Annotated in this window: 17 protein-coding genes; all 17 read left to right on the forward strand. The window is 30.4% G+C overall.

Annotation, left to right across the window (positions count from 1 at the left end):
* Positions 1 to 4: 4 nt before the first annotated feature.
* The 17 genes from LBD57_RS01540 (at position 5) to LBD57_RS01620 (ending at position 20,252) form a co-directional block, all read left to right on the forward strand.
* Positions 5 to 367: a two-component system response regulator gene (locus LBD57_RS01540; protein WP_373469585.1), complete on the forward strand. Its 363-nt coding sequence runs from the start codon at positions 5 to 7 to the stop codon at positions 365 to 367.
* Positions 367 to 2,283: a hypothetical protein gene (locus LBD57_RS01545; protein ID WP_373469586.1), complete on the forward strand. Its 1,917-nt coding sequence runs from the start codon at positions 367 to 369 to the stop codon at positions 2,281 to 2,283. Before LBD57_RS01540 ends, LBD57_RS01545 begins: the two co-directional genes overlap by 1 nt.
* 73 nt (positions 2,284 to 2,356) lie before the next feature.
* Positions 2,357 to 3,340: a DUF4931 domain-containing protein gene (locus tag LBD57_RS01550; RefSeq protein ID WP_373469587.1), complete on the forward strand. Its 984-nt coding sequence runs from the start codon at positions 2,357 to 2,359 to the stop codon at positions 3,338 to 3,340.
* A gap of 9 nt (positions 3,341 to 3,349) precedes the next feature.
* On the forward strand, positions 3,350 to 4,828 hold the full coding sequence (gene glgA, locus LBD57_RS01555) for a glycogen synthase GlgA (protein ID WP_373469588.1): 1,479 nt from the start codon (positions 3,350 to 3,352) through the stop codon (positions 4,826 to 4,828).
* A gap of 39 nt (positions 4,829 to 4,867) precedes the next feature.
* Positions 4,868 to 5,596 (forward strand): hypothetical protein, encoded by a 729-nt coding sequence (locus tag LBD57_RS01560; RefSeq protein WP_373469589.1) that lies wholly within the window; start codon positions 4,868 to 4,870, stop codon positions 5,594 to 5,596.
* Positions 5,597 to 5,610: 14 nt separating this feature from the next.
* Positions 5,611 to 6,723: a murein hydrolase activator EnvC gene (locus LBD57_RS01565; RefSeq protein ID WP_373469590.1), complete on the forward strand. Its 1,113-nt coding sequence runs from the start codon at positions 5,611 to 5,613 to the stop codon at positions 6,721 to 6,723.
* Positions 6,724 to 6,917: 194 nt separating this feature from the next.
* Complete coding sequence (locus LBD57_RS01570) at positions 6,918 to 8,177, forward strand: S41 family peptidase (protein WP_373469591.1); 1,260 nt, start codon at positions 6,918 to 6,920, stop codon at positions 8,175 to 8,177.
* Between the two features lie 20 nt (positions 8,178 to 8,197).
* Complete coding sequence (locus tag LBD57_RS01575; RefSeq protein WP_373469592.1) at positions 8,198 to 8,644, forward strand: hypothetical protein; 447 nt, start codon at positions 8,198 to 8,200, stop codon at positions 8,642 to 8,644.
* Entirely contained in the window at positions 8,641 to 9,663 is a 1,023-nt protein-coding gene (gene tsaD, locus LBD57_RS01580) for a tRNA (adenosine(37)-N6)-threonylcarbamoyltransferase complex transferase subunit TsaD (protein WP_373469593.1), read from the forward strand. The genes LBD57_RS01575 and tsaD overlap by 4 nt, the downstream gene beginning before the upstream one ends.
* A gap of 15 nt (positions 9,664 to 9,678) precedes the next feature.
* Positions 9,679 to 10,656 carry a tRNA dihydrouridine synthase DusB gene (gene dusB, locus LBD57_RS01585; protein ID WP_373469594.1) on the forward strand — a complete coding sequence of 326 codons (978 nt, stop codon included), beginning with the start codon at positions 9,679 to 9,681 and terminating at the stop codon, positions 10,654 to 10,656.
* A gap of 258 nt (positions 10,657 to 10,914) precedes the next feature.
* Positions 10,915 to 13,524, forward strand: a complete 2,610-nt coding sequence (gene secA, locus LBD57_RS01590) for a preprotein translocase subunit SecA (protein WP_373469595.1) — start codon at positions 10,915 to 10,917, stop codon at positions 13,522 to 13,524.
* A gap of 28 nt (positions 13,525 to 13,552) precedes the next feature.
* On the forward strand, positions 13,553 to 15,151 hold the full coding sequence (lnt, locus tag LBD57_RS01595; RefSeq protein ID WP_373469596.1) for an apolipoprotein N-acyltransferase: 1,599 nt from the start codon (positions 13,553 to 13,555) through the stop codon (positions 15,149 to 15,151).
* Positions 15,145 to 16,231 (forward strand): peptide chain release factor 2 gene (gene prfB / locus LBD57_RS01600; protein WP_373469597.1). Its coding sequence is split into 2 segments (ribosomal slippage): positions 15,145 to 15,183 and positions 15,185 to 16,231, totalling 1,086 coding nucleotides; the frame shifts between segments, so codons are not numbered across the junction. Before lnt ends, prfB begins: the two co-directional genes overlap by 7 nt.
* 101 nt (positions 16,232 to 16,332) lie before the next feature.
* On the forward strand, positions 16,333 to 16,953 hold the full coding sequence (locus LBD57_RS01605; protein ID WP_373469598.1) for a phosphatidylserine decarboxylase: 621 nt from the start codon (positions 16,333 to 16,335) through the stop codon (positions 16,951 to 16,953).
* A gap of 14 nt (positions 16,954 to 16,967) precedes the next feature.
* Positions 16,968 to 17,762, forward strand: a complete 795-nt coding sequence (pssA, locus tag LBD57_RS01610; protein ID WP_373469599.1) for a CDP-diacylglycerol--serine O-phosphatidyltransferase — start codon at positions 16,968 to 16,970, stop codon at positions 17,760 to 17,762.
* A gap of 3 nt (positions 17,763 to 17,765) precedes the next feature.
* Positions 17,766 to 18,278 carry a nucleoside-diphosphate kinase gene (locus LBD57_RS01615; RefSeq protein WP_373469600.1) on the forward strand — a complete coding sequence of 171 codons (513 nt, stop codon included), beginning with the start codon at positions 17,766 to 17,768 and terminating at the stop codon, positions 18,276 to 18,278.
* 204 nt (positions 18,279 to 18,482) lie between these two features.
* A complete protein-coding gene (locus tag LBD57_RS01620) occupies positions 18,483 to 20,252 on the forward strand; it encodes a phosphoenolpyruvate carboxykinase (GTP) (RefSeq protein ID WP_373469601.1) in 1,770 nt (589 codons plus the stop codon).
* The last annotated feature ends 269 nt before the right edge of the window (positions 20,253 to 20,521 follow it).

Raw genomic sequence — 20,521 nt, forward strand, 5'->3', positions numbered from 1 at the left:
TTTTATGGTCCGAAAGAAACTACTAGTTGTTGACGATGATGCAACATTTTTAGATTCTATTGATATTTTTTTCTCAGGACAAGGGTTTAGTGTTATCAAATTGTTAAATCCAAGGAATATCTTTAATGTATTAAAAGAAGAAATTCCAGATATAATTTTATTGGATGTGTGTTTTTCAGAAGATAATGGTTTTGATGTTTTAAATAAATTAAAATCTCACTATCAATTTTCAAATATTCCAGTTGTTATGATGACGGCAGATGTTACAGTTCATGTAGATAAAGCTTTTGCTCAAGGAGTAGATGATTGTATTTTTAAACCTATAAATGTAGAAGATGTTATAAAAAGAGTGACAAGGCTGCTGTGATGAAAAAAATACTCTTAGTATTTATTTTTTTAAGTTTTACTAATGTTTTAATTTATGCAGATAAACTTTTTTTTAAAAACTATGATGCGCAGTCTAGTGCTATGGGTAATAGTATAGCTTCTTTTTCTAACAATTCATTTTCTTTTATAAATTCTCCTTCAACAAACTTTAATTTTTTATCCAAAAAAATAGATTTTTCTTTTATTTCTTTGCCGAGCGATACATATGCTGGAGCATCTGCTATGTGTATGCCATTTTCATTTGGGAATGTTACCTTAGCAGGCTCTTATAGTAAAGATTCTCCTAAAATTGAGGATGATTATTTAGAAGATAATGCTGCTGCATTATATTTAAACTATACATTGCCAATTTTTAAGACATGTCCAGTGTATGAGAATATTGGTGGTGTTGGAATAACGATTAAAGGTTCTAGATGGAATGTTGATGGAATTTCAAACTTTATTTATGCTTGCGATTTGGGTGCTCACTATAAACTTCATATGATAGATGATGGCTTTTTTATTGTAATGTGTGTTAGAAATTTAAGCAATAAAACCGATTTAAAAAACAAAAATTTGATAGAAGGGATTGAGAACTTTGATTTTGCTTTAAGGTACAATTTTAAGGGAGCTTCTAGTTTTGTGCTTGTAGCAGATGTGATTAAATTTTTTGATAATCAGATGCTTGGCTGTGCGTGTGGAGCTGAAATATCTCCAATATCTCCTACAACATTTAAATTTGGTTATACGGATTACAATGATGGTTATTTAAAAGGTGTTACAGCTGGTGTTTTTTTGGATTTTAATTCATTCAATATAGGCTATGCTTTTTCAGGGATAAATAATAAAGAAGCAAAACATACCATAAATATGGGATTTATGTTTGGTGTTATAGAAAATGAGAACAAAGCATATAAATATTACTTAGGCGTTAATTTTGTTAGAGCAAAAGAAGCATACGATAAAAAAGATTTTATCAATGCAAGGCAAATGTTTGAGAATATTCTTGCTGTGTATCCAAACCATGCTCCTTCTAAAAAATACTTACAAAAAATTATTTATGAACTTGATGTACAAAAAAAGATTATAGAACTTTCTATAAATAAGTTTTTGCGTAAAGCCCAAAAAGCTTATGAAGCTAATAATTTAATAAAGGCAAGAGTTTATTATAAAGAAGTTCTTGGTTTAGATACTGCTAATACCCAAGCATTAGAGGGAATTTTAGAAATAAATAAAAGATTAAAAGAAATAGATAATAATGAGAACAAAGAAATAAACTCTAAAAAGATTGTATCATTGTGGAAAGAAGGAGTAAAATTTTATAATGAAAAAAATTTTGTTTTTGCAAAAGAAAAGTTTAAAGAGATTATATCGATTGATTCTAAGAATCCAGGAGCTATAAGATATTTAAATCTTATTGAGACTCAATTATCTAATATAATTTCAGTGCAAACTAGAATAGTTTTTGAGCAAGGAATGCAATACTATAATGAAAAAAATTACAAAGAAGCTGCAAAATATTTTAGTGCTGCATATGTTACAAATCCTAATATGGTTGAGGCAAAAAAATATTATATACTTTCTAAAAAAGTATTAAAACAAAGATATGATGATATAGAGTTATTTAATAAAAAGTCTCTTAATCTTATAGCAGAAGATGAACAAACCTTTTTGCAAGAACAAAAAAATGCGAAGGATTATTACAATAAAGCTTTGAATCTTATAAAAAAGAATAAGTTAGAAAGTGCTTTTGCATATCTAGATAAAGCATATAGATATGTTCAAGAAGAATATATTGCTCAAGAAAAAGATAGGTTGGGGTTAAGACTTTCAGAAAAATATTATAATCAAGGTTTGAAAGCTTATAATTTAAAACAAAAAAGCAGTATCCTTGTTGGAAAAAGCAAGCTTTTATGATAAAAATAATGAAAAAGTTATGAAACTGTTAGATAAAATAAATAAATAAAGGTTCTCTCTAAAAGGGGTAGTAATGTCTGAATTTAGAAAAGACCCAGTTTTAGGCAGTTGGGTTATTATAGATTCTTCAAGAAATATTAATAAAATTTTAGATCATGACAAGTACCCCACAGATATTTCTAAGTGTCCTTTTTGTCCTGGTAATGAGTTTATGACCAAAAAGGATATCTTAACTATTCCCAAAGAGGGAGATTTAAGAAATTGGCAGTTAAGAGTGGTTCCAAATAATAATCCCATATTAAATATTGAAACTGCTTTAAAAAAAGAAGCAGATGGTATATATGACAAAATACACGGGTTTGGAGTTCACGAAATTTTTATAGAGACTCCAGAACATTTTGTTAAACCTCAAGGTGCCTCTATTTATTATTACAATGTTTTGTACAGAGCTCTAGTTATGCGTATAAAAGATTTACGTAAAGATGAAAGGCTAGAGTATATTTTGTTTTTTAAAAATTATGGGAGATTTGCAAATGCTATTTTAGAGCATCCTCATTCTCAACTTATAGCAATGCCAGCAATTACGGGTATTATAAAATCTGAAATTAATGCATGTAGGGATTATTTTGCTAATAAAGAAAGATGTGTTTTTTGTGATATTATCGCTCAAGAAACTGCAAATTCAGTAAGAATTATTTTTGAAAACGATTTGTTTATTGCTTTCTGTCCGTATGCATCTAGATATCCCTTTGAAACATGGATTTTTCCAAAAAATCATAAGTCAGACTTTGATCTTATTGCGAAGGATGAAATAGAAAGCTTATCTAAAATAACAAAAGAGATATTATCAAAAATAAGTAAAACTTTGGATAATTGTTCATATAATTATACTCTTCATATAAGTCCTTTAAAAGATGTTAATACTCCATTTTATCATTGGTATATTAGCATAAAACCTGCGATCGTAAATAATATTGGTTTTGAATGGGATAGTGGTTTACATGTGAACCCAGTAGCACCTGAATATGCTGCAAAATTTTTAAGAGAGCTTTATTAAGAGTGTTAAATGAATATTTTAATGGTTGCTTCAGAATGTTTCCCCTTTGTGAAAGTTGGAGGTTTGGCAGATGTTGTAGGGACCTTGCCTAAATATTTAAAAAAGTTAGGTCATAATATAAAAATAATTTTACCAAAATATAGGCATATAGATGGCAAAAAATATAATTTACAAACTCTTCCATTTAGATTAAATGTTCAAGTAGGAAAGAGTACTGAAAGCTTTAGAGTAAAGTATTGTACAACAGAAGATAGAATAGAAGTTTATTTTATAGAGAATATGCATTTTTTTAATCGTGATGGAATATATAGTAGTAGTACAGGACTAGACTATGTTGACAATAAAGAACGATATATATTTTTTTGTAGAGCAGTTTTAGAATCTATTAAGGCTTTAATGTTTAGACCAGATGTTATACATTGCCACGATTGGCAAACAGGTTTGATTCCTGCATATCTTAAGACAAATTTAAAAAATGATGGTTTTTTTTGGAATACCTCTTGTGCATTCACAATACACAATATTGCCTATCAAGGACAATTTAGTGCAGAAACAGTAGTAGAGGCTGGTTTTTCTTGGGCTGACTTTACTCCGGAAAAGTTAGAATATTACAACAATATAAATTTTATGAAATGTGCTATTGCTATGGCTGATGCTGTTTCTACTGTAAGTCCTACTTATGCAAAGGAAATAAAAGAATTTAATGGTAGAGGTATGGAAGTTGTATTAAATTCTAGATATGATGAAGTTTACGGTATTTTAAACGGTATAGATTATAGCTATTGGGATCCCTTTAGAGATAAGACTATAGCAGCAAATTACGATAAAAATAACTTAAATGGGAAAAAGCTTTGTAAAAGAGATTTACAAAAGCTTTGTGGGTTTAAAGTAAATGACAGTACATATATGTTTGGTTGTGTTTCAAGATTAGATAATCAGAAAGGTTTTGATATCATACTTGATGCATTATACAGTTTAAAAAATTATGATATGCAATTTGTTATTTTAGGTTCAGGTGATGATACAATAAAAAATAGACTAAAAGAAGCTGCATTAAGTATGCCAAAGAAAGTTGCTGTGTTTTTTGATTATAATGAAAAACTTGCTCACAAAATTTATGCAGGTTGCGATAGCTACATGATGCCTTCTAAGTTTGAACCTTGTGGTCTTAGTCAAATGATAGCTTTAGCTTATGGAACTATTCCTATAGTTAATCGTACAGGAGGGCTTTCAGATACTATAGTTTACTATAATCATTTCACAAAAGAGGGAAACGGTTTTGTGTTTAATATAACTTATGGAGAGAACTTTGTTCAGACAGTTTTAAAATCGCAAAAAATATTTAATGACAAACAAAACTGGCATACTTTAATGTTAAATGCTTTAAATAGCAATTTTTCTTGGGATAGATCTGTTTTAAAATATGAAAAAATGTATAATGATTTAACTATAAATAAATTAAAAGAGATGATTTTTGTTAGAAGTTAATTACTAGGATTTTTAGAGGAACCCCTAGGTGGTAGCAAGTTGGTAAAAATGGTAAATAATATTATAAAGTTTTTAAGCGTAATGTTTTTTAGTTCGTTTTTTGTTTTGTTTTTAAATTATTATTATCAAGTGCAATCATATGTTTGTTCAGTCTATGATGATCTTAATATCGTTGTGTTTTTAAAAAATGATGTTAAGGATATAAAGGCAATTTGTGAAGAAATAACAAAAGAGGATGAGTTGTACATTAAGGAATTAGTGGACTCTTCTCAGTCGTATTTAAAAGCTTTAGAAAAGAATCCTTTTTTAAAGGATATATCAACTTTTGAAGATATAGGGTCTATTGGCAGTTATGCTGTTGTTTTACCCAAGGAAATTTTTGATGAAAAATATTTGCTAAAAATACGCAATGGCATAGAGGCCATTAATGGTGTTGATGAAGTAGTTTTTGATACTTATTCTTTTAATCAATATAGGAAACTTAAAAGTTTGTTAATATCATGTCAAAAAACTTTCTTCTATCTTTTTGTTATATTTGGAAGTTTGATTGTTTTTAAATTTATTTTTGCTGTTTTTTTACAAGGATTCTTTATAAAAAAACTTATTCGAAAACTCTGTTTTTATTTTATGGCAGCTTCTGTAGGTTTTTTTGTAATTTGGATGTTTAGTATATTTGTTCAATGCGATTTGTCAATAAATAAGCCGTTGATTTCGCTTGTGATCCCTTTTGTTACTATAATAGGATTAGTATTTGATAATAAATTGTAATAACGTTAAATAATATGAAAAAAATATTCTTATTAATTTTTTTATTGTTTTGTTCAGATCTGTCATTTTCTGAAAATTCTGACTTAAGAATAAAATCAGAACAATTAACAAAAGTAAAAGCGACTATTCAATCCAAAGAGCAAGAAAAGAATAAACTTATTATTCAAAAAAAAACTTTTAAAAAAGAACTTGATGAATTAAATAGAGATATTGCACTTACAGAACAAAAACTTAATCAGTGTATAAAGGATATAGCAGTAGCGCAAAAAAACCTTGAAAAATCATCTAAGTTGTATAATATTGCTTTTTTAAAAAGTAAAAATTGTGATAAAAACATGCAAGATGAAGTAGATTTTTTTAATAAAATAACTTTTATATTGCCTTATGAAAAAAACCCTCTTGAATATAAAATAAGACGAAGAATTTTAGAAAATAAAAAGGCAAATTATGAAAAGACCAAAAGAGAACTAACTAATTTTTCTTTAGATCTAAAAAAATGGCAGAACACAAAAGACAAACTTTTAAACTTACAAAAACAAGAAAAATCGTTAGTAGTAAAACATAGAAGCCTGATAGAAGAAAAGAATAAGCTTTTAGATACAGTATCAGGTAAACTTGTAGTTGCAGAACAAGAAATAAAAGCCTTAAATGACAGTGCAAAAGCTATGCAGGATTTAATAAACAAGATTAGTTTTTCGAATAAACAAAAAGATGTTTATGTTGTTGATAAAAGTATGCTAGTAAAGAGAAAAAAATCTTTGCCTTGGCCTCTAAACGGTAAAATTATTGTAAATTTTGGTAAAAGCCGACATCCTCAACTTGATACTTATGTGATAAGCAATGGAATAAAAATTAAAACGACAAATTTTAATAAAGTAAAAAGTATTAGTTCTGGAAGAGTTGTTTTTGTTGGTAATTTTCGTTCTTATGGGAAAGTTGTTATAATAGACCATAAAAGTTCTCTTTTTTCTATTTATGGACTTTTAGAAAATATTTACGTTAAAGAAGATCAGAAAGTATCCAAAGGTGAGGTACTTGCTAGTGTTGGCAGTGGGAAAAATAATGTGCTCTATTTTGAAATAAGGAAAAATAATGTGTCTGAAAACCCTATTTTGTGGTTAAAATAAAGTTACGGATCTGCCTAAAGCCTTGTATATCCTTATTATGTTATTTTTACAACTGCTGCACTAAAAGCTTGTGTTTACTATATGTATAAGCTCTGTGTTTTTTGCCTTGAATTGTCAAAAAATTCACAGCGATTATACACATATAGTTTTTCAGAAAAGCCCTTAAAAATATTGTTTTGGGGTAAATAAGATAGATGAAAAAAATATTTCCTCTTTTAATATTGATGTTTTTTTGCCAAATTTCTATTTTTTCGCAAACTGATGAAACTTACGAAAAATTAAGTACTTTTGTAGACGTTATGGAAATAATAAATACAAATTATGTTTCTGAAACCAAACCCAAGAATTTAGTAATTAATGCAATAAAAGGTATGGCAGGCACTTTAGATCTATTTTCACAATATATGGAAGAAAAAGCATACAAAGAAGTACAAACGGAAGCAGATGGTTCCTATGGTGGTGTAGGACTAAGGATTATGACAAAAAACTCAAATTTAATTGTGGTGTCTCCTTTACCAGGGACATCTGCTTATAAAGCTGGAATTTTGCCTGAAGATAGAATTATAAAAATAAATGATAAATCTAGCGTCGGAATGTCAACTGACAGGGCTGTTAGTATAATGAGAGGTAAAGTAGGTAAAAAAGTTAAACTTACAATATGTAGAGGGAAAGATGCTAAAGAAGTAGAATTTACTCTTGTAAGAGAGAAGGTAAAAATAGAAACTGTTAAATCTACTATTTTTGATAAAAACATTGCTTATATTAGGCTTGCCGAATTTAACTCTCAAAGCGCAGCTGACATACGTAATGAACTTTTAAATTATAAAAGTCAAAATATAAAAGCTTTAATTTTAGATTTAAGAAATAATCCTGGTGGCCTATTAGAATCGGCATTAGAAATAGTTAGTATGTTTGTGAGTGAGCGAAGATTAGTTCTTACTACAAAAGGTAAAATAGAGGAAACAAAAACAGAGTATTTTACCGATGGAGGAGGACTTTTTTTTGATCTTCCGGTTGTTATACTTATAAATAGAGGTTCAGCTTCTGCTTCTGAAATTGTTTCTGGAGTTATGCAAGATTTTAAACGAGCATTAATAGTGGGCTCAAACACCTTTGGCAAAGGTAGTGTGCAAACTATTTTTCCTTTGTCTGATGGAACAGCATTAAGACTTACTACAGCAAAATATTATTTGCCATCTGGTCGTCCGATTGAGCGTTCAAATGAAAAAACAGCAAAAAATGGTATTACTCCAGATATCGATGTCAATGTTACTAGAGAGGAAGAAATTAAACTTTATGCACATGGTGATATGTTATTTGAAAAAGATAAAGAGTTAAAAAATGAAGTAGAAGATAAAGCTTTAAATAAAGCTTTGGAGATAATTAAAACCAATAAAATTATGGAAGAGATAGAAACCTCTAAGGTATCATCTGGTTTAAAGAAGAAAAGATAATTTGTGTGTTTGGAGAGTGTATGGAACGGAAGGGAAAAAGAGAAAGTTTATGGATTAAGTTATATCTAGTTGTGTTGTTTTTTTGTGGAGTAGGTATATGGTTCTGTACACAACCTGTGAAAAGACAAAAAATTTCAACTGATGTATCTATAGAAACAAAAATTGTTGAGATTTTAGTTGAACATAATGTCACACAAGATGATATCCTAAAGCAATATGTAAGGGAAAGAAAAACAGTTAATGCTAAATGGGACGAATTTTATAAAGTAATAAAACTCAAACCTAATCAAAATATAGAATTTTTTCAAGAAGATTTTAGAAAAATTGCTAGGGATATGAAAATAGGCCTAAGTAGATTAAATAATATAGATGGTTCTGCCACTTATAGATTTTATTCTCCTGATAAGACATATTCTAATATAACTGTTGTTCCTGTAAAATCTTTAAAGAATGGATATAAGAAATGAATATTCTTGCCATAGAAACATCTTGTGATGAAACTTCTGCATCAGTTATTTCAAATGGTTTAGATGTAAAATCTTTAGTAATTTCATCACAAATCTCTATACATGCAAAGTTTTTTGGAGTTGTTCCAGAGCTTGCAAGTCGCGCGCATATAGAAAATATAAATCCTGTAATAGCTAAAACTTTAAGCGACGCTGAAATTAGTTTTAACGATTTTACAAAAAAAATTGACGCTATAGCTTTTACTGTAGGTCCTGGTCTTGCTGGAGCATTGCTTGTTGGTTCAGTTGTGGCAAAATCATTAGCAAGCGTATATAGAAAACCATTAATACCTGTAAATCATTTAGAAGGGCACATATATTCTACTTTTATTGAAAATAAATCTCTGAAACCGCCATTTTTAGCTCTTATAATATCTGGTGGACATACAGAACTTATTATAGTGGAAGATTTCGGTAAATATAAAATATTAGGTGGTACAAGAGATGACGCGGTCGGAGAAGCTTTTGATAAAGCTGCAAAAATGTTAGGTCTTTCATATCCAGGTGGGCCAATAATTGATGAAAAATCTTCTAGAGGTAATCCTTCTGCAATTAAATTTACTCGTCCATATTTAAAAGGCAGTTGGGATTTTTCGTTTTCTGGGATAAAAACATCACTTTTAAACTATCTTAAAGCAAATCCTATAAAAAGTGGGCAACACTTAAACGATATATGTGCATCTTTTAGGATGGCAATAGCTGAGACTTTAAATTTTAAAGCTTTTGAGGCTGCTAAAGAATTTAATTTAAAAAAGGTTGTTTTAGGAGGAGGTGCAAGTTCTAATTCTTTAATAAGATATATGTTTTTAGAAAATGGTCAAAGAAATAAAATAAAAGTTTTTATTCCTTCTCCTATATATTGTACAGATAATGCTGCTATGATTGGCAGCTGTGCATACTTAAAACAAAAAAAATGTGGATTAAGTTATAGTAGTTTTCAACTAAAGTCGAACCCATCTCTTCTTTTATCTAATTGGTAAGTCAAAATAATAAAAATGAATAAATTAAACGTAGATAACATAAAATTTTGCAATAATATTTTTCTTGCTCCAATGGCAGGTATTACAGACTTACCATTACGCATTCTTGCAAAAGAAGGTGGTGCAGGATTAGTATATACTGAAATGGTTTCAGCTAAAGCTCTTGTTTATCGTGATGAAAAAACTAAAAGTCTTTTGAAAATAAACAATCAGGAAAGGCCAGTTGCTGCACAAATATTTGGCAGTGAAATTAACATTATGAGCGAAGCTGCTAAAATTGTGCAAGATATTGGTGCTGATATTGTCGACATTAATTTGAGTTGTCCTGTACGAAAAGTAGCAAAAGCTGGAGCTGGTGCAAAACTTCTTGCAAATGAACGTTTGGTAGCTAAGATTTTAGAATCTGTTGTACATAGTGTAGAAATTCCGGTTACAATTAAAATACGTATAGGACTTTTGCCAGGTCAAAACGTGGCAAAAGAAATTATACATATAGCTCAAGAAGTTGGTGTAAAAATGGTAGTAGTACATGCTAGGCCTGCATCTTTAGGGCATTCAGGAAGACCTGATTTAAATGCTTTTGAAGAATCGTGTGTTGATGCTAAAATTCCAATTATTGCAAATGGTGGTATTGTTGATGAGAAAACTGCTCAGGATTTTATGAAAATACCACGCTGTGCAGGTATAATGATAGGGCGTGGGGCTATTGGTAATTATTCCATATTCAAAAGATTAGAAAATTTTTTGTCTTCCGGTAAAATTTTACCAGCTCCTAGCAAAGAAGAAAAAATTCAATGGCTAAAAAAGCATGTTAAATATTTAGTTGATAATTATGGCAAAGAAAGAAGACTAGTTGCTTTTAGAAAAGTTGCACATTATTATGTTAAAGATTTTCCTAATGCTTCAAAAATACGTTTTATGATTAATACGATGGTTAATTTAGACGATTTTAATTCAATATTAAAAGTTTTATGCAAAACCTCCCTTAGATAATTGTAAAACTTATTTAAAATACTTAAAAATAAAGCTATAATTAACTAAATATTTAAATTGGTCTTTCTAAAAACTGTAGTGCGTATGGATTGCAGTGAATTTTTCGACAAAGCAAGCCAAAAAACGCAGAGTTTATCGAGTGATAAGCGTCAGTTTGTGATATAGGAGTGTTTAACGCTGCAGTGTCGGAAAAGATGCAGTAAGGAAAGGATAGGAATTAGGGTTCTTAGACAGACTCAAATTATAAGGTGGAAATTAATGTTAAAAGCTATTCTTGGTTTGATTTTTGGGTCTCAAAATGAAAGAGATATAAAAGCAATAAAACCCGTAGTGGAAAAAGTTAATGCTTTAGAAGTAACTATTAAGCAACTTTCAGATAAAGATTTAAAAAATAAAACGGTTGAGTTTAGAGACCGTTTCGCAAAAGGGGAAACCCTAGATGACATTTTGCCAGAAGCTTTTGCTTGTGTTAGAGAAGCCTCTGTTAGAACAATAGGTTTAAGACATTTTGATGTACAGATAATGGGCGGATATATTCTTCATAAGGGTAAAATATCTGAAATGAAGACAGGTGAGGGTAAAACTTTGGTCGCAACGCTTGCTGCGTATTTAAATGCTTTACCTGGTAAAGGCGTACATATTGTAACAGTTAATGACTATTTGGCAAAAAGAGATAAAGAATGGATGGGTGAAATCTATGAAAAATTAGGGCTTACGGTTGGGAATGTTGGGCATGAAACTAAAAATGAAGAAAGAAGGCAAGCTTATAATTGTGATATAACTTACGTTACAAATAATGAGCTTGGCTTTGATTATTTAAGAGACAATATGGTCCCCTCAAAAGAGGAAAGAGTTTTGTGTCCTTTAAATTATGCAATTATAGATGAAGTAGATTCTATTTTAATTGATGAAGCAAGAACTCCGCTTATTATATCTGGCGCTGCAGAACAGTCCACAGATAAATATTATATTTCAGATAGAATAGTTCCTATGTTAAAGGGAAGAGCGATTACAGAGACTGAAGAAATAAAAGCAAAGTATGATAATGTAGATTTGTCAAAAGGTTATGACTATCTTCTTGACGAAAAAAATCATTCTGTAGTTTTAACAGAGCAAGGTATTTTAAAAGCAGAGAAAATATTAGGCGTTAAAAATATCTATGATGATTTACAGTCAGAATGGGTGCATCATATAACTCAAGCTATAAGAGCACATAATTTATATCATAAAGATGTTGAATATGTTGTAAAGAATGGTGAAGTAATAATAGTTGATGAATTTACAGGTAGACTGATGCCCGGAAGAAGATGGTCTGATGGTTTGCATCAAGCTGTAGAAGCAAAAGAGAACTTGAAGATTGCAGCTGAAAACCAAACTCTTGCGACTATAACTTTTCAGAATTTCTTTAGAATGTATAAAAAAATATCAGGTATGACAGGTACTGCTTCAACAGAGGCTGCAGAATTTTGGGAGATTTATAAGCTTGGAGTTGTAGAAGTGCCTACGAATAACACCATGATCAGGAAAGATCATCCAGATGTTATTTATAGAACAGAGAAAGAAAAGGATAAAGCCATAGTTAATGAAATAGAAGAGTTCTGGAGAAAAGGTCAACCTATTCTTGTTGGTACAAGGTCAATAGAAAAGTCTGAAAAAATAGCTTCAATACTTAGGCAAAGAGGTATCCCTCACCAGGTTTTAAATGCAAAGTATCATGAACTTGAGGCACAAATAATTTCTGCTGCAGGAGCTAAAGGAGCTGTTACTATAGCTACAAATATGGCTGGAAGAGGTACAGATATTGTTCTTGGTGCTCAGGATAAATTGCAAAACCAAGAAGTTAAAAATTTAGGTGGGCTACACATAATAGGAACAGAACGGCATGAATCTAGAAGAATAGATAATCAGTTAAGAGGACGTGCTGGAAGACAAGGAGATCCAGGCTCTACAAGATTTTTTCTTTCTATGGAAGATGAGCTTATGCGTCTTTTTGGCTCAGATAGAATGATTGTTATGATGCAGAGATTTGGACTAAAAGAGGACGAAAATATTCAACATCCATGGATAACAAAAGCTGTAGAGGGCGCTCAAAGGAAAGTTGAAGGCATGAATTTTGATATAAGAAAACAGCTGATAGATTTTGACAATGTTATGAATAAGCAAAGGGAAGCTGTCTATAATTTAAGAAATGAAATTCTTGAAGGCGAAGATATTACAGACACTCTAAAAGATATGATTAGTGAGTCAATAGAAGAAAAACTTGATATGTGGGCATCTGCAAAATATTCAGAAGAGTGGGATTCCCCAAGTATAGATGCATGGCTTTTTAGAAGTTTTGGTATTAAGTATGAAGTTGGCAGGAAAGATGAGTCAAACTTTTTGACAAGAGAAGCTCTTTCTAAAGATATTTATGATAGAGTTTTAGAAGCTTATGAGAAAAGAAAAGAAGAACTTACTCCAGAACTTATGGCTCAGATACAAAGAATGATTCTTTTACAGATGATAGACTCTTCTTGGAAAGACCATCTATACGAACTTGACCAATTAAAAAGAGGTATAGGCTTTAGAGCTTATGCTCAAAAAGATCCTAAGATAGAGTATCAAAAAGAATCTTTTGCTTTGTTTGAGTCCATGATGAAAAGAATTAGAGAAAACACTATAGAATATATATTTAAAGTGCAAGTAAACACAAAACCTAAAGTTGAAAATAAAGTTTTTTCTGATGTTAAAAAATCAAATTCTATTTTAGAAAATAAAAAAGTAAAAGTAGAACCCAATAAACTTAAGGATTTAAACAAAATTGGCAGAAATGATACTTGTCCTTGTGGTAGTGGTAAAAAATATAAAAAGTGTTGCGGTGTAAAATAGATGTATTGAAAACGGTGTGTTACACAAAATGAATATGTGTTTGATAAAAAATAAAGCAGCTTTAGGTAATTTTATAAAAAATTATAAAAATATTATATTTTGCTGTTTTACTGGTCTGATGGCGGTCGGTTCATTCCCTAAATTTAGTTATTCTTTTTTAATATGGATAGCGTTTATTCCATTCATTTTTGTAGTTACAGAGAATAGTTTTAAAAAATCATTTTTTTATGGTTTTATAGCAGGATTTACTTTTAATGCTTTAGGCCTTTATTGGTTAGTACCGATGTTAGAACTTAATATGGGCTCATATGTGCAAACAATTATAAGTTCTTGTTGTTTATGGGCTTACCTTTCTTTATATTGGGGAGCTTGGGCCCTATTCTTTTCCTTTATTTATATAAACACTAGGAAAATTAAAAATAGAATATTTGCAAATAGTATTACTATTATTGTTGGTTCATGTTTGTGGGTATTATTGGAATATATAAGAACATATTTTCTTACAGGGTTTCCTTGGATGTTAGTTGGATACTCACAGTTTAAATTTATTGAAATTATACAATTGTCTGAAATTTGTGGTGTTTATGGAATATCATTTTTAATATTATTTTGTAATTTGTGTTTTTATTTTTGGATTAAAGAAAATCAAAAGAAATACTTATATTTAGCATTATTTTTTATTCTAATTGTATTAGTGTTTGGAGTGATAAGGGCAGAAAAGTTTAATTTTTTTGGACAAGAAGAATTTTCTGTATCTATAGTTCAACCTAATATTGACCAAAATCGTAAATGGGATGATGCTTATAAAGAGCAGATTTCGGATATATTAAACAAATTTGCTATTAAAATTTCTGAAAATAAAACAGATTTGGTTATATGGCCAGAAACAGTTTTGCCTGGATATGTACCGATAGATAAATATATTTATGATAATGCTAAATATATGGTAAATATTGCAGGTGGATTTAATATAGTTGGTTCTAATTTTTTTGAAAAAGATTTACCTTATAATGCTACATTTGCTTTTGAAGATAACGGAGATTATGTTTTTGTCCATAAAAAAAATCATCTTGTGCCTTTCGGGGAATTTATCCCGTACAAATCCTTCCTTTCAAGATTTTTTGGAGTTTTAAATCAAATGGGTGATTTTGTTGAGGGTGATGATACTCAAGTTTTTAATAATGGGAAAATATATTTAGGTTCTACAATAAGTTCAGAAAATTTTTTCCCAGACATTTCTAGGCACTTTGTTCTTTCTAGGGCCAAAGTTCTTGTAAACCAAGCTAATGATGCATGGTTTTTTGATACCGCAGCACTTGAGCAGCACTTTATAATGAATGTATTCAGGGCTGTAGAAAATAGAAAGTCGATGTTAATATCTGCTAATTCTGGTATTTCTGGAATAATTGATGCATCTGGTTTTATTGTGAGTCAAACAGTGCCTTCAAAAAGAGCTTTACTAAGAGGAACATTTTTACAAAATGACTTTTTAACTTTCTATACAAAACGCGGTGATATATTTGTATATGTTTGCATGAGCATAAGTTTAGCTACATTTTTTATAGTATTAATATTATATTTCTCAAAAATTTTTTATAAAAAAATAAAAAGAGGGCTTGTATGTTAGAAAAACAAAAGGAAAGGATAATTGCGTTAAGGAGGGTGCTTTGATTTAGATACTAAAATACAAAAAATCAAAGAACTTGAAATAAAAATATCTGATTCAAATTTTTGGAATGATCAAAATAATGCTAAAAAAATTATGTCAGAACTTAATAGCTTAAAAGATTTAAACCAGTCTTGGACATCTCTGGAAAATCAACTTCAAGATTTAATAGATTTAAAAGAAATTGCCATTTTAGAAAATGATGAGCATACTTTATCTGAAATAGAAATAAGTGCTAAAAAACTTGAACAGGAGTTATTTGCTTTTGAAACTAAAACAAAACTAGGCCAAAGGCATGATAAAAATAATGCAATTGTGGCTATACATGCTGGAGCTGGTGGGACTGAGTCTTGCGATTGGGCTCAAATGCTTGTGAGACTGTATTCCAGGTGGGCTGAAGATAAAGGATTTGAGGTAGATATTGTTGATACTTTAGATGGAGAGGAAGCTGGGATTAAAAGTATAACAATGATTATAAAAGGGGAGTATGCTTACGGTTTTTTGCAGTCGGAAGTTGGTGTTCATAGATTGGTTCGAATTTCTCCTTTTGATTCTAATAAAAGAAGGCATACATCTTTTAGTTCTGTAGATGTTATTCCTGAAATAGATGATAATATAAATATTGTTATTGAAGATAAAGATATTAGGATTGATACGTATAGAGCTTCAGGTGCTGGAGGACAACACATTAATAAGACAGACTCTGCAGTTAGAATTACACATATTCCAACAGGCATTATTGTTCAATCTCAAAATGATAGATCTCAAATAAAAAATAGAGCAACAGCTATGAAACTTTTGAAGGCTAAACTCTATGAACTTGAACAAGAAAAACAAAGAGCATCTTATGAAAAACATTATAATGAAAAAGGCGCTATAGAGTGGGGTAGTCAAATACGTTCTTATGTTTTTATGCCCTATCAACTTGTAAAAGACCATAGAACAGGTTATGAGACCTCTCAAGTTAATTTAGTAATGGATGGAGAAATAGATGGTTTTATAGATGCGTATTTGTCTTGGAAGTTGGAAAAAAAGAGCTAAATATTAAAAAAATAATTGGTTTTTCAGGTATTTTTATATTTTGACACGTACAGGTATTTTTAGTAGAATCGCTATTATAAAATATTAAAGGATGTTTTAAAATGAGAATTGTAAAAGAAGGGTATATTTTTATTATTTCAACATTTGCTGTAGGTCTAATTTTGTTTTTTTCTAATATTGGAATTATAGCAGATATTTTAGGCTTCTTATTTATTTTAGCTTCTTTATTTTGTTTATATTTTTTTAGAGATCCGGATGTAAAAATAACAGAGGGAAAGAATTTAATTCTGTCCCCTTGTAATGGCACTGTTTTAGAAGTTAGCGAAAGTGAAACAGAAAAAGTTGTTAGAGTGTTTTTGTCTGTTTTAGATGTGCATTTACAGCGTTCTCCAATTGCTGGTAAAGTTGTAGGTGTGGAACATAAACCTGGAAAATTTTTAAAAGCAATGGAGCCTCAAGCTCATATAGTTAATGAGCAAAATATTATTACAATAGAGAATGAGAATGGCAAATATCTTGTTAAACAGATTGCTGGAATTTTAGCTAGAAGGTGCGTTTCCTGGGTTAAATCAGGGGATATTTTAAAAGCTGGAGATAAGATAGGGGTGATAAAATTTAGTTCTCAGGTAGATATTCATATGCCAAAGAATGTAGACGTTAAAGTGAAATTTGGAGATAAAGTTGTTTCAGGTGTAAGTATTTTTGCAATTTTAAATAGATGAGGAGATGCCAAACCATGGACAGAAGCTTAAGAAAAGGAATCTATATCTTACCGAGCTTATTTACTTGTGGAAATATCTCTTGTGGTTATCTATCTATAGTAGCTTCTCTGAAGGGTAATTTTACTCAAGCTGCATGGTTTTTAATATTTGCGATAGCTTTTGATATGACTGATGGTAGGATTGCACGACTCACCAAGACATCTAGCGAGTTCGGTGTACAACTGGATTCTTTAAGCGATTTAATTTCTTTTGGTGTTGCTCCTTCTATTATGATGTATCAACTTGTTTTAAATTCCATGGGAAAAGTTGGGCTTGCTATTGCTGTTTTATTTGTTGTGTGCAGTGCTTTAAGGCTTGCAAAATTTAATGTTCAATCCAAAGAAGGTATTGTTCATAGTTCTTTTGTAGGTTTACCTACACCAGCTTCTGCAGGACTTCTAATATCTTTTGTGTTAAGTTACGAGCTTTTCATTGCTTCTCCAGGACAAGACTTGACATTTAAAACAATTCCAATCCTTATGAAAAGTATGCCTATTTTCTTCAAAGTTATGCCTATTACTGTAGTAATATTATCTTTACTTATGGTATCAAATGTTACGTATTTATCATTTAAAAAAATGGATCTTTCAAAGCCAAAAGCATTTAGATTATTGGTTTTAATAATAATACTTTTATTTCTTATAATAACATTCCCTCAAAATGTTATTTTTATATTGTTTAGTCTGTATGTTATTTCTGGTATACTTTTTACAGGAGCAAAATATTATAGAACTTTTAAACAAAAAAATAAATTTAAAAAAGGGGAGTAATTGATGGCGATTGAACAACTTTTAATTTTGATTAAACCAGATGGAGTAAAAAAATCTCTAACAGGGAATATTTTAACTAAGCTTTCTGAAGCAAGAATGCTTATTATAGGAGCAAAGGCTGTTAAAGTAAGTAAAGAATTAGCAGAAGCTCATTATCAACAGCTTAAAGATAAGTCTTTTTTCGGTGAACTTATAGACTATATACAGGGGAAAATATATGGAGAGCCATGGGATAGAGTTATAGCTTTTGTTTATCAAGGTGAGGATGCTATTGCAAGAATGAGAAAAATTGCAGGTGCAACAAATCCTGAAGAAGCAGATCCAGTTTCTATAAGAGGAGCTTATGGTAGGATAACGACAAAGGGTGTATATGAAAATGTAGTGCATTGTTCTTCAGATACACAAGAAGCTCAAAGAGAAATCAAACTTTGGTTTAAACCAAATGAGATACTAACGTCAATTTACCCTACTAAAAAAGTAATTGTTGAAAAAGAAGAAATAGAAGTTTGGTCATAAGCTTGTTACATATTTAAGAGAGTTTTAAGCCTGCTGCTTTATAAGATGGTTTCTCTAAAAACTCTAATATACATCCTTACTGCGTCTTTTTAGACAGAGACATAAGCCTTGCATTTTGCCTTAATTGCCAAAATTTACGGTATCTATGTGCGTTAGAGTTTTTAGATAGACCCAAGTGAATATAAATTGGAGCATATAAATAAAATGTCAACACCAATGGAATTATTTGTTAATGAAATGCGAGAGCTTTTTTTGCCTGATGAAGTTTATGTGATGGATGGTACTCATGAAGAAGCGGAAAGATTAGCAAATCTTGCTGAGAAATCTACATTAGAAGGAAGAACTGTTTTAAAAAAGTTAAATTGGCAAGAGTACCCAAACTCTTATTATCATAATTCAAACCCTAATGATGTAGCAAGAACAGAACATTTAACTTTTGTTTGTACTCCAACTCAAGAAGAAGCAGGACCAAACAACAATTGGTTAAATCCAAATGAAGCTAAAGATAAAATGGATGGCTTTTTTAAAGGTGCAATGAAAGGAAGAACGATGTATATAATTCCTTTTGTTATGGGGAACCCAAAATCAAAATATGCAAAAAATTGTATTCAAGTAACTGATTCTATTTATGTTGCTTTAAGTATGCGTGTTATGTCTAGAGTTGGGAAACAAGCAATAGAAAAAATTGGCAATTCTTCAGATTTTTTTAGAGGTATGCATTCAATAGGAGATGTCAATCCTGACAGAAGGTTTATAATGCACTTTCCTCAGGAAAATCTTGTTATGAGTTTTGGCTCTGGTTATGGTGGTAATGCTTTGTTAGGAAAGAAATGTTACTCATTAAGGATAGGATCCTATTTAGGTAAGCAAGAAGGTTGGCTTGCTGAACATATGATTATTATTGGTGTACAAGCTCCAGATGGGAAAATAACTTACTTTTTGGGAGCGTTTCCCTCTGCGTGTGGGAAGACAAATCTTGCGCTTTTAGAGCCTGTTCTTAAAGGATATAAAGTTTGGACTTTGGGTGATGATATTGCTTGGATAAATATAGGTGATGATGGAAAACTTTATGCAATTAATCCTGAATCAGGTTTTTTTGGTGTTGCTCCTGGAACAGGAATGAAGACAAATCCTGTTATGATGAAGACGTTAAAGAATGATAAATTTTCCCCTACACTTTTTACAAATACAGCTATAGATAATAGTAATAATACTCCTTGGTGGGAAGGAGTTTCGGATAAAGTTCCTTCTGATTTGACAGATTGGCAAGGTGGAGTATATGATAAAAATTTGGGTAAACCCGCGGCGCATCCAAATTCTAGGTTTACTGTTTCTGTGTATAATTGTCCAACACTTTCTTGTGAATATGATAATCCTAGAGGTGTGCCAATTTCTGGCATAATTTTTGGTGGGCGTAGAAAGGACACCATACCTTTAGTATATGAGGCCAAAGATTGGAATAGTGGTGTTTTTATTGCTTCATCAATAGGGTCAGAGACAACTGCAGCTGCGACTGGAAAAGTAGGGGCAGTAAGAAGAGACCCTATGGCCATGCTCCCATTTTGTGGTTATAATATGGGAGATTATTTTCAGCATTGGCTTGATATTGGCAAAAAAGTAAAACACTTGCCAAAAATATTTATGGTAAACTGGTTTAGAAAAGATGAAGTTGGTAAGTTTATGTGGCCAGGCTTTAGAGAGAATTCAAGGGTTATAAAATGGATGATAGACAGGATTGAAGGGAAAGTAGATGCTACTGAGTCTGAAATAGGACTATTGCCTAAAATAGATTCTTTAGATTTGGCAGGTTTAGATATAGATAAAGAAATAGTTGAAAAGTTGTTGAAAATAAACAAAGATGATTGGAAGAAAGAAATAGAAATGGTAGAAGAATTTTATACAAAATTTGGAGACAAAATACCTAAAGAGTTAAAAGACTATTTGTTAGAACTAAAAAATAAGTTAACTCTGTAATTGTTATATTGGAGATTGTCTAATTTCCATTTAAAGTGTATAATTATTGTGAATTTTTTGACAAGGCTAGGCAAAATGTGTTTATTATGGCATTGTCGAAAAAGGATATATGTTAAAGAATGTTCCAAGAAAGAATTAAAAGTTTAAAATAAATAATAAGCACCAAAATATATGAAGGAGGACTCAAAATGTGTTTTATCCGTAAAACAAAGTTTATGTACCTCTTACTGCTTTTCTTCTCTTCCTTTGCTTTTGCTCAAATTATTAAT

Origin of the sequence: Candidatus Endomicrobiellum cubanum, from assembly GCF_031278955.1 — a bacterium.
Taxonomy (GTDB): domain Bacteria; phylum Elusimicrobiota; class Endomicrobiia; order Endomicrobiales; family Endomicrobiaceae; genus Endomicrobiellum; species Endomicrobiellum cubanum.

Bases quoted from the DNA above. Each gene is read 5' to 3' on its own strand.
- LBD57_RS01570 (WP_373469591.1), top strand. From the start codon at position 6,918: ATGAAAAAAATATTTCCTCTTTTAATATTGATGTTTTTTTGCCAAATT.
- secA (WP_373469595.1), top strand. From the start codon at position 10,915: ATGTTAAAAGCTATTCTTGGTTTGATTTTTGGGTCTCAAAATGAAAGA.
- glgA (WP_373469588.1), top strand. From the start codon at position 3,350: ATGAATATTTTAATGGTTGCTTCAGAATGTTTCCCCTTTGTGAAAGTT.
- LBD57_RS01575 (WP_373469592.1), top strand. From the start codon at position 8,198: ATGGAACGGAAGGGAAAAAGAGAAAGTTTATGGATTAAGTTATATCTA.
- LBD57_RS01620 (WP_373469601.1), top strand. From the start codon at position 18,483: ATGTCAACACCAATGGAATTATTTGTTAATGAAATGCGAGAGCTTTTT.
- LBD57_RS01605 (WP_373469598.1), top strand. From the start codon at position 16,333: ATGAGAATTGTAAAAGAAGGGTATATTTTTATTATTTCAACATTTGCT.
- LBD57_RS01550 (WP_373469587.1), top strand. From the start codon at position 2,357: ATGTCTGAATTTAGAAAAGACCCAGTTTTAGGCAGTTGGGTTATTATA.
- LBD57_RS01615 (WP_373469600.1), top strand. From the start codon at position 17,766: ATGGCGATTGAACAACTTTTAATTTTGATTAAACCAGATGGAGTAAAA.
- LBD57_RS01565 (WP_373469590.1), top strand. From the start codon at position 5,611: ATGAAAAAAATATTCTTATTAATTTTTTTATTGTTTTGTTCAGATCTG.
- LBD57_RS01540 (WP_373469585.1), top strand. From the start codon at position 5: ATGGTCCGAAAGAAACTACTAGTTGTTGACGATGATGCAACATTTTTA.
- pssA (WP_373469599.1), top strand. From the start codon at position 16,968: ATGGACAGAAGCTTAAGAAAAGGAATCTATATCTTACCGAGCTTATTT.
- dusB (WP_373469594.1), top strand. From the start codon at position 9,679: ATGAATAAATTAAACGTAGATAACATAAAATTTTGCAATAATATTTTT.
- lnt (WP_373469596.1), top strand. From the start codon at position 13,553: ATGAATATGTGTTTGATAAAAAATAAAGCAGCTTTAGGTAATTTTATA.
- tsaD (WP_373469593.1), top strand. From the start codon at position 8,641: ATGAATATTCTTGCCATAGAAACATCTTGTGATGAAACTTCTGCATCA.
- LBD57_RS01545 (WP_373469586.1), top strand. From the start codon at position 367: ATGAAAAAAATACTCTTAGTATTTATTTTTTTAAGTTTTACTAATGTT.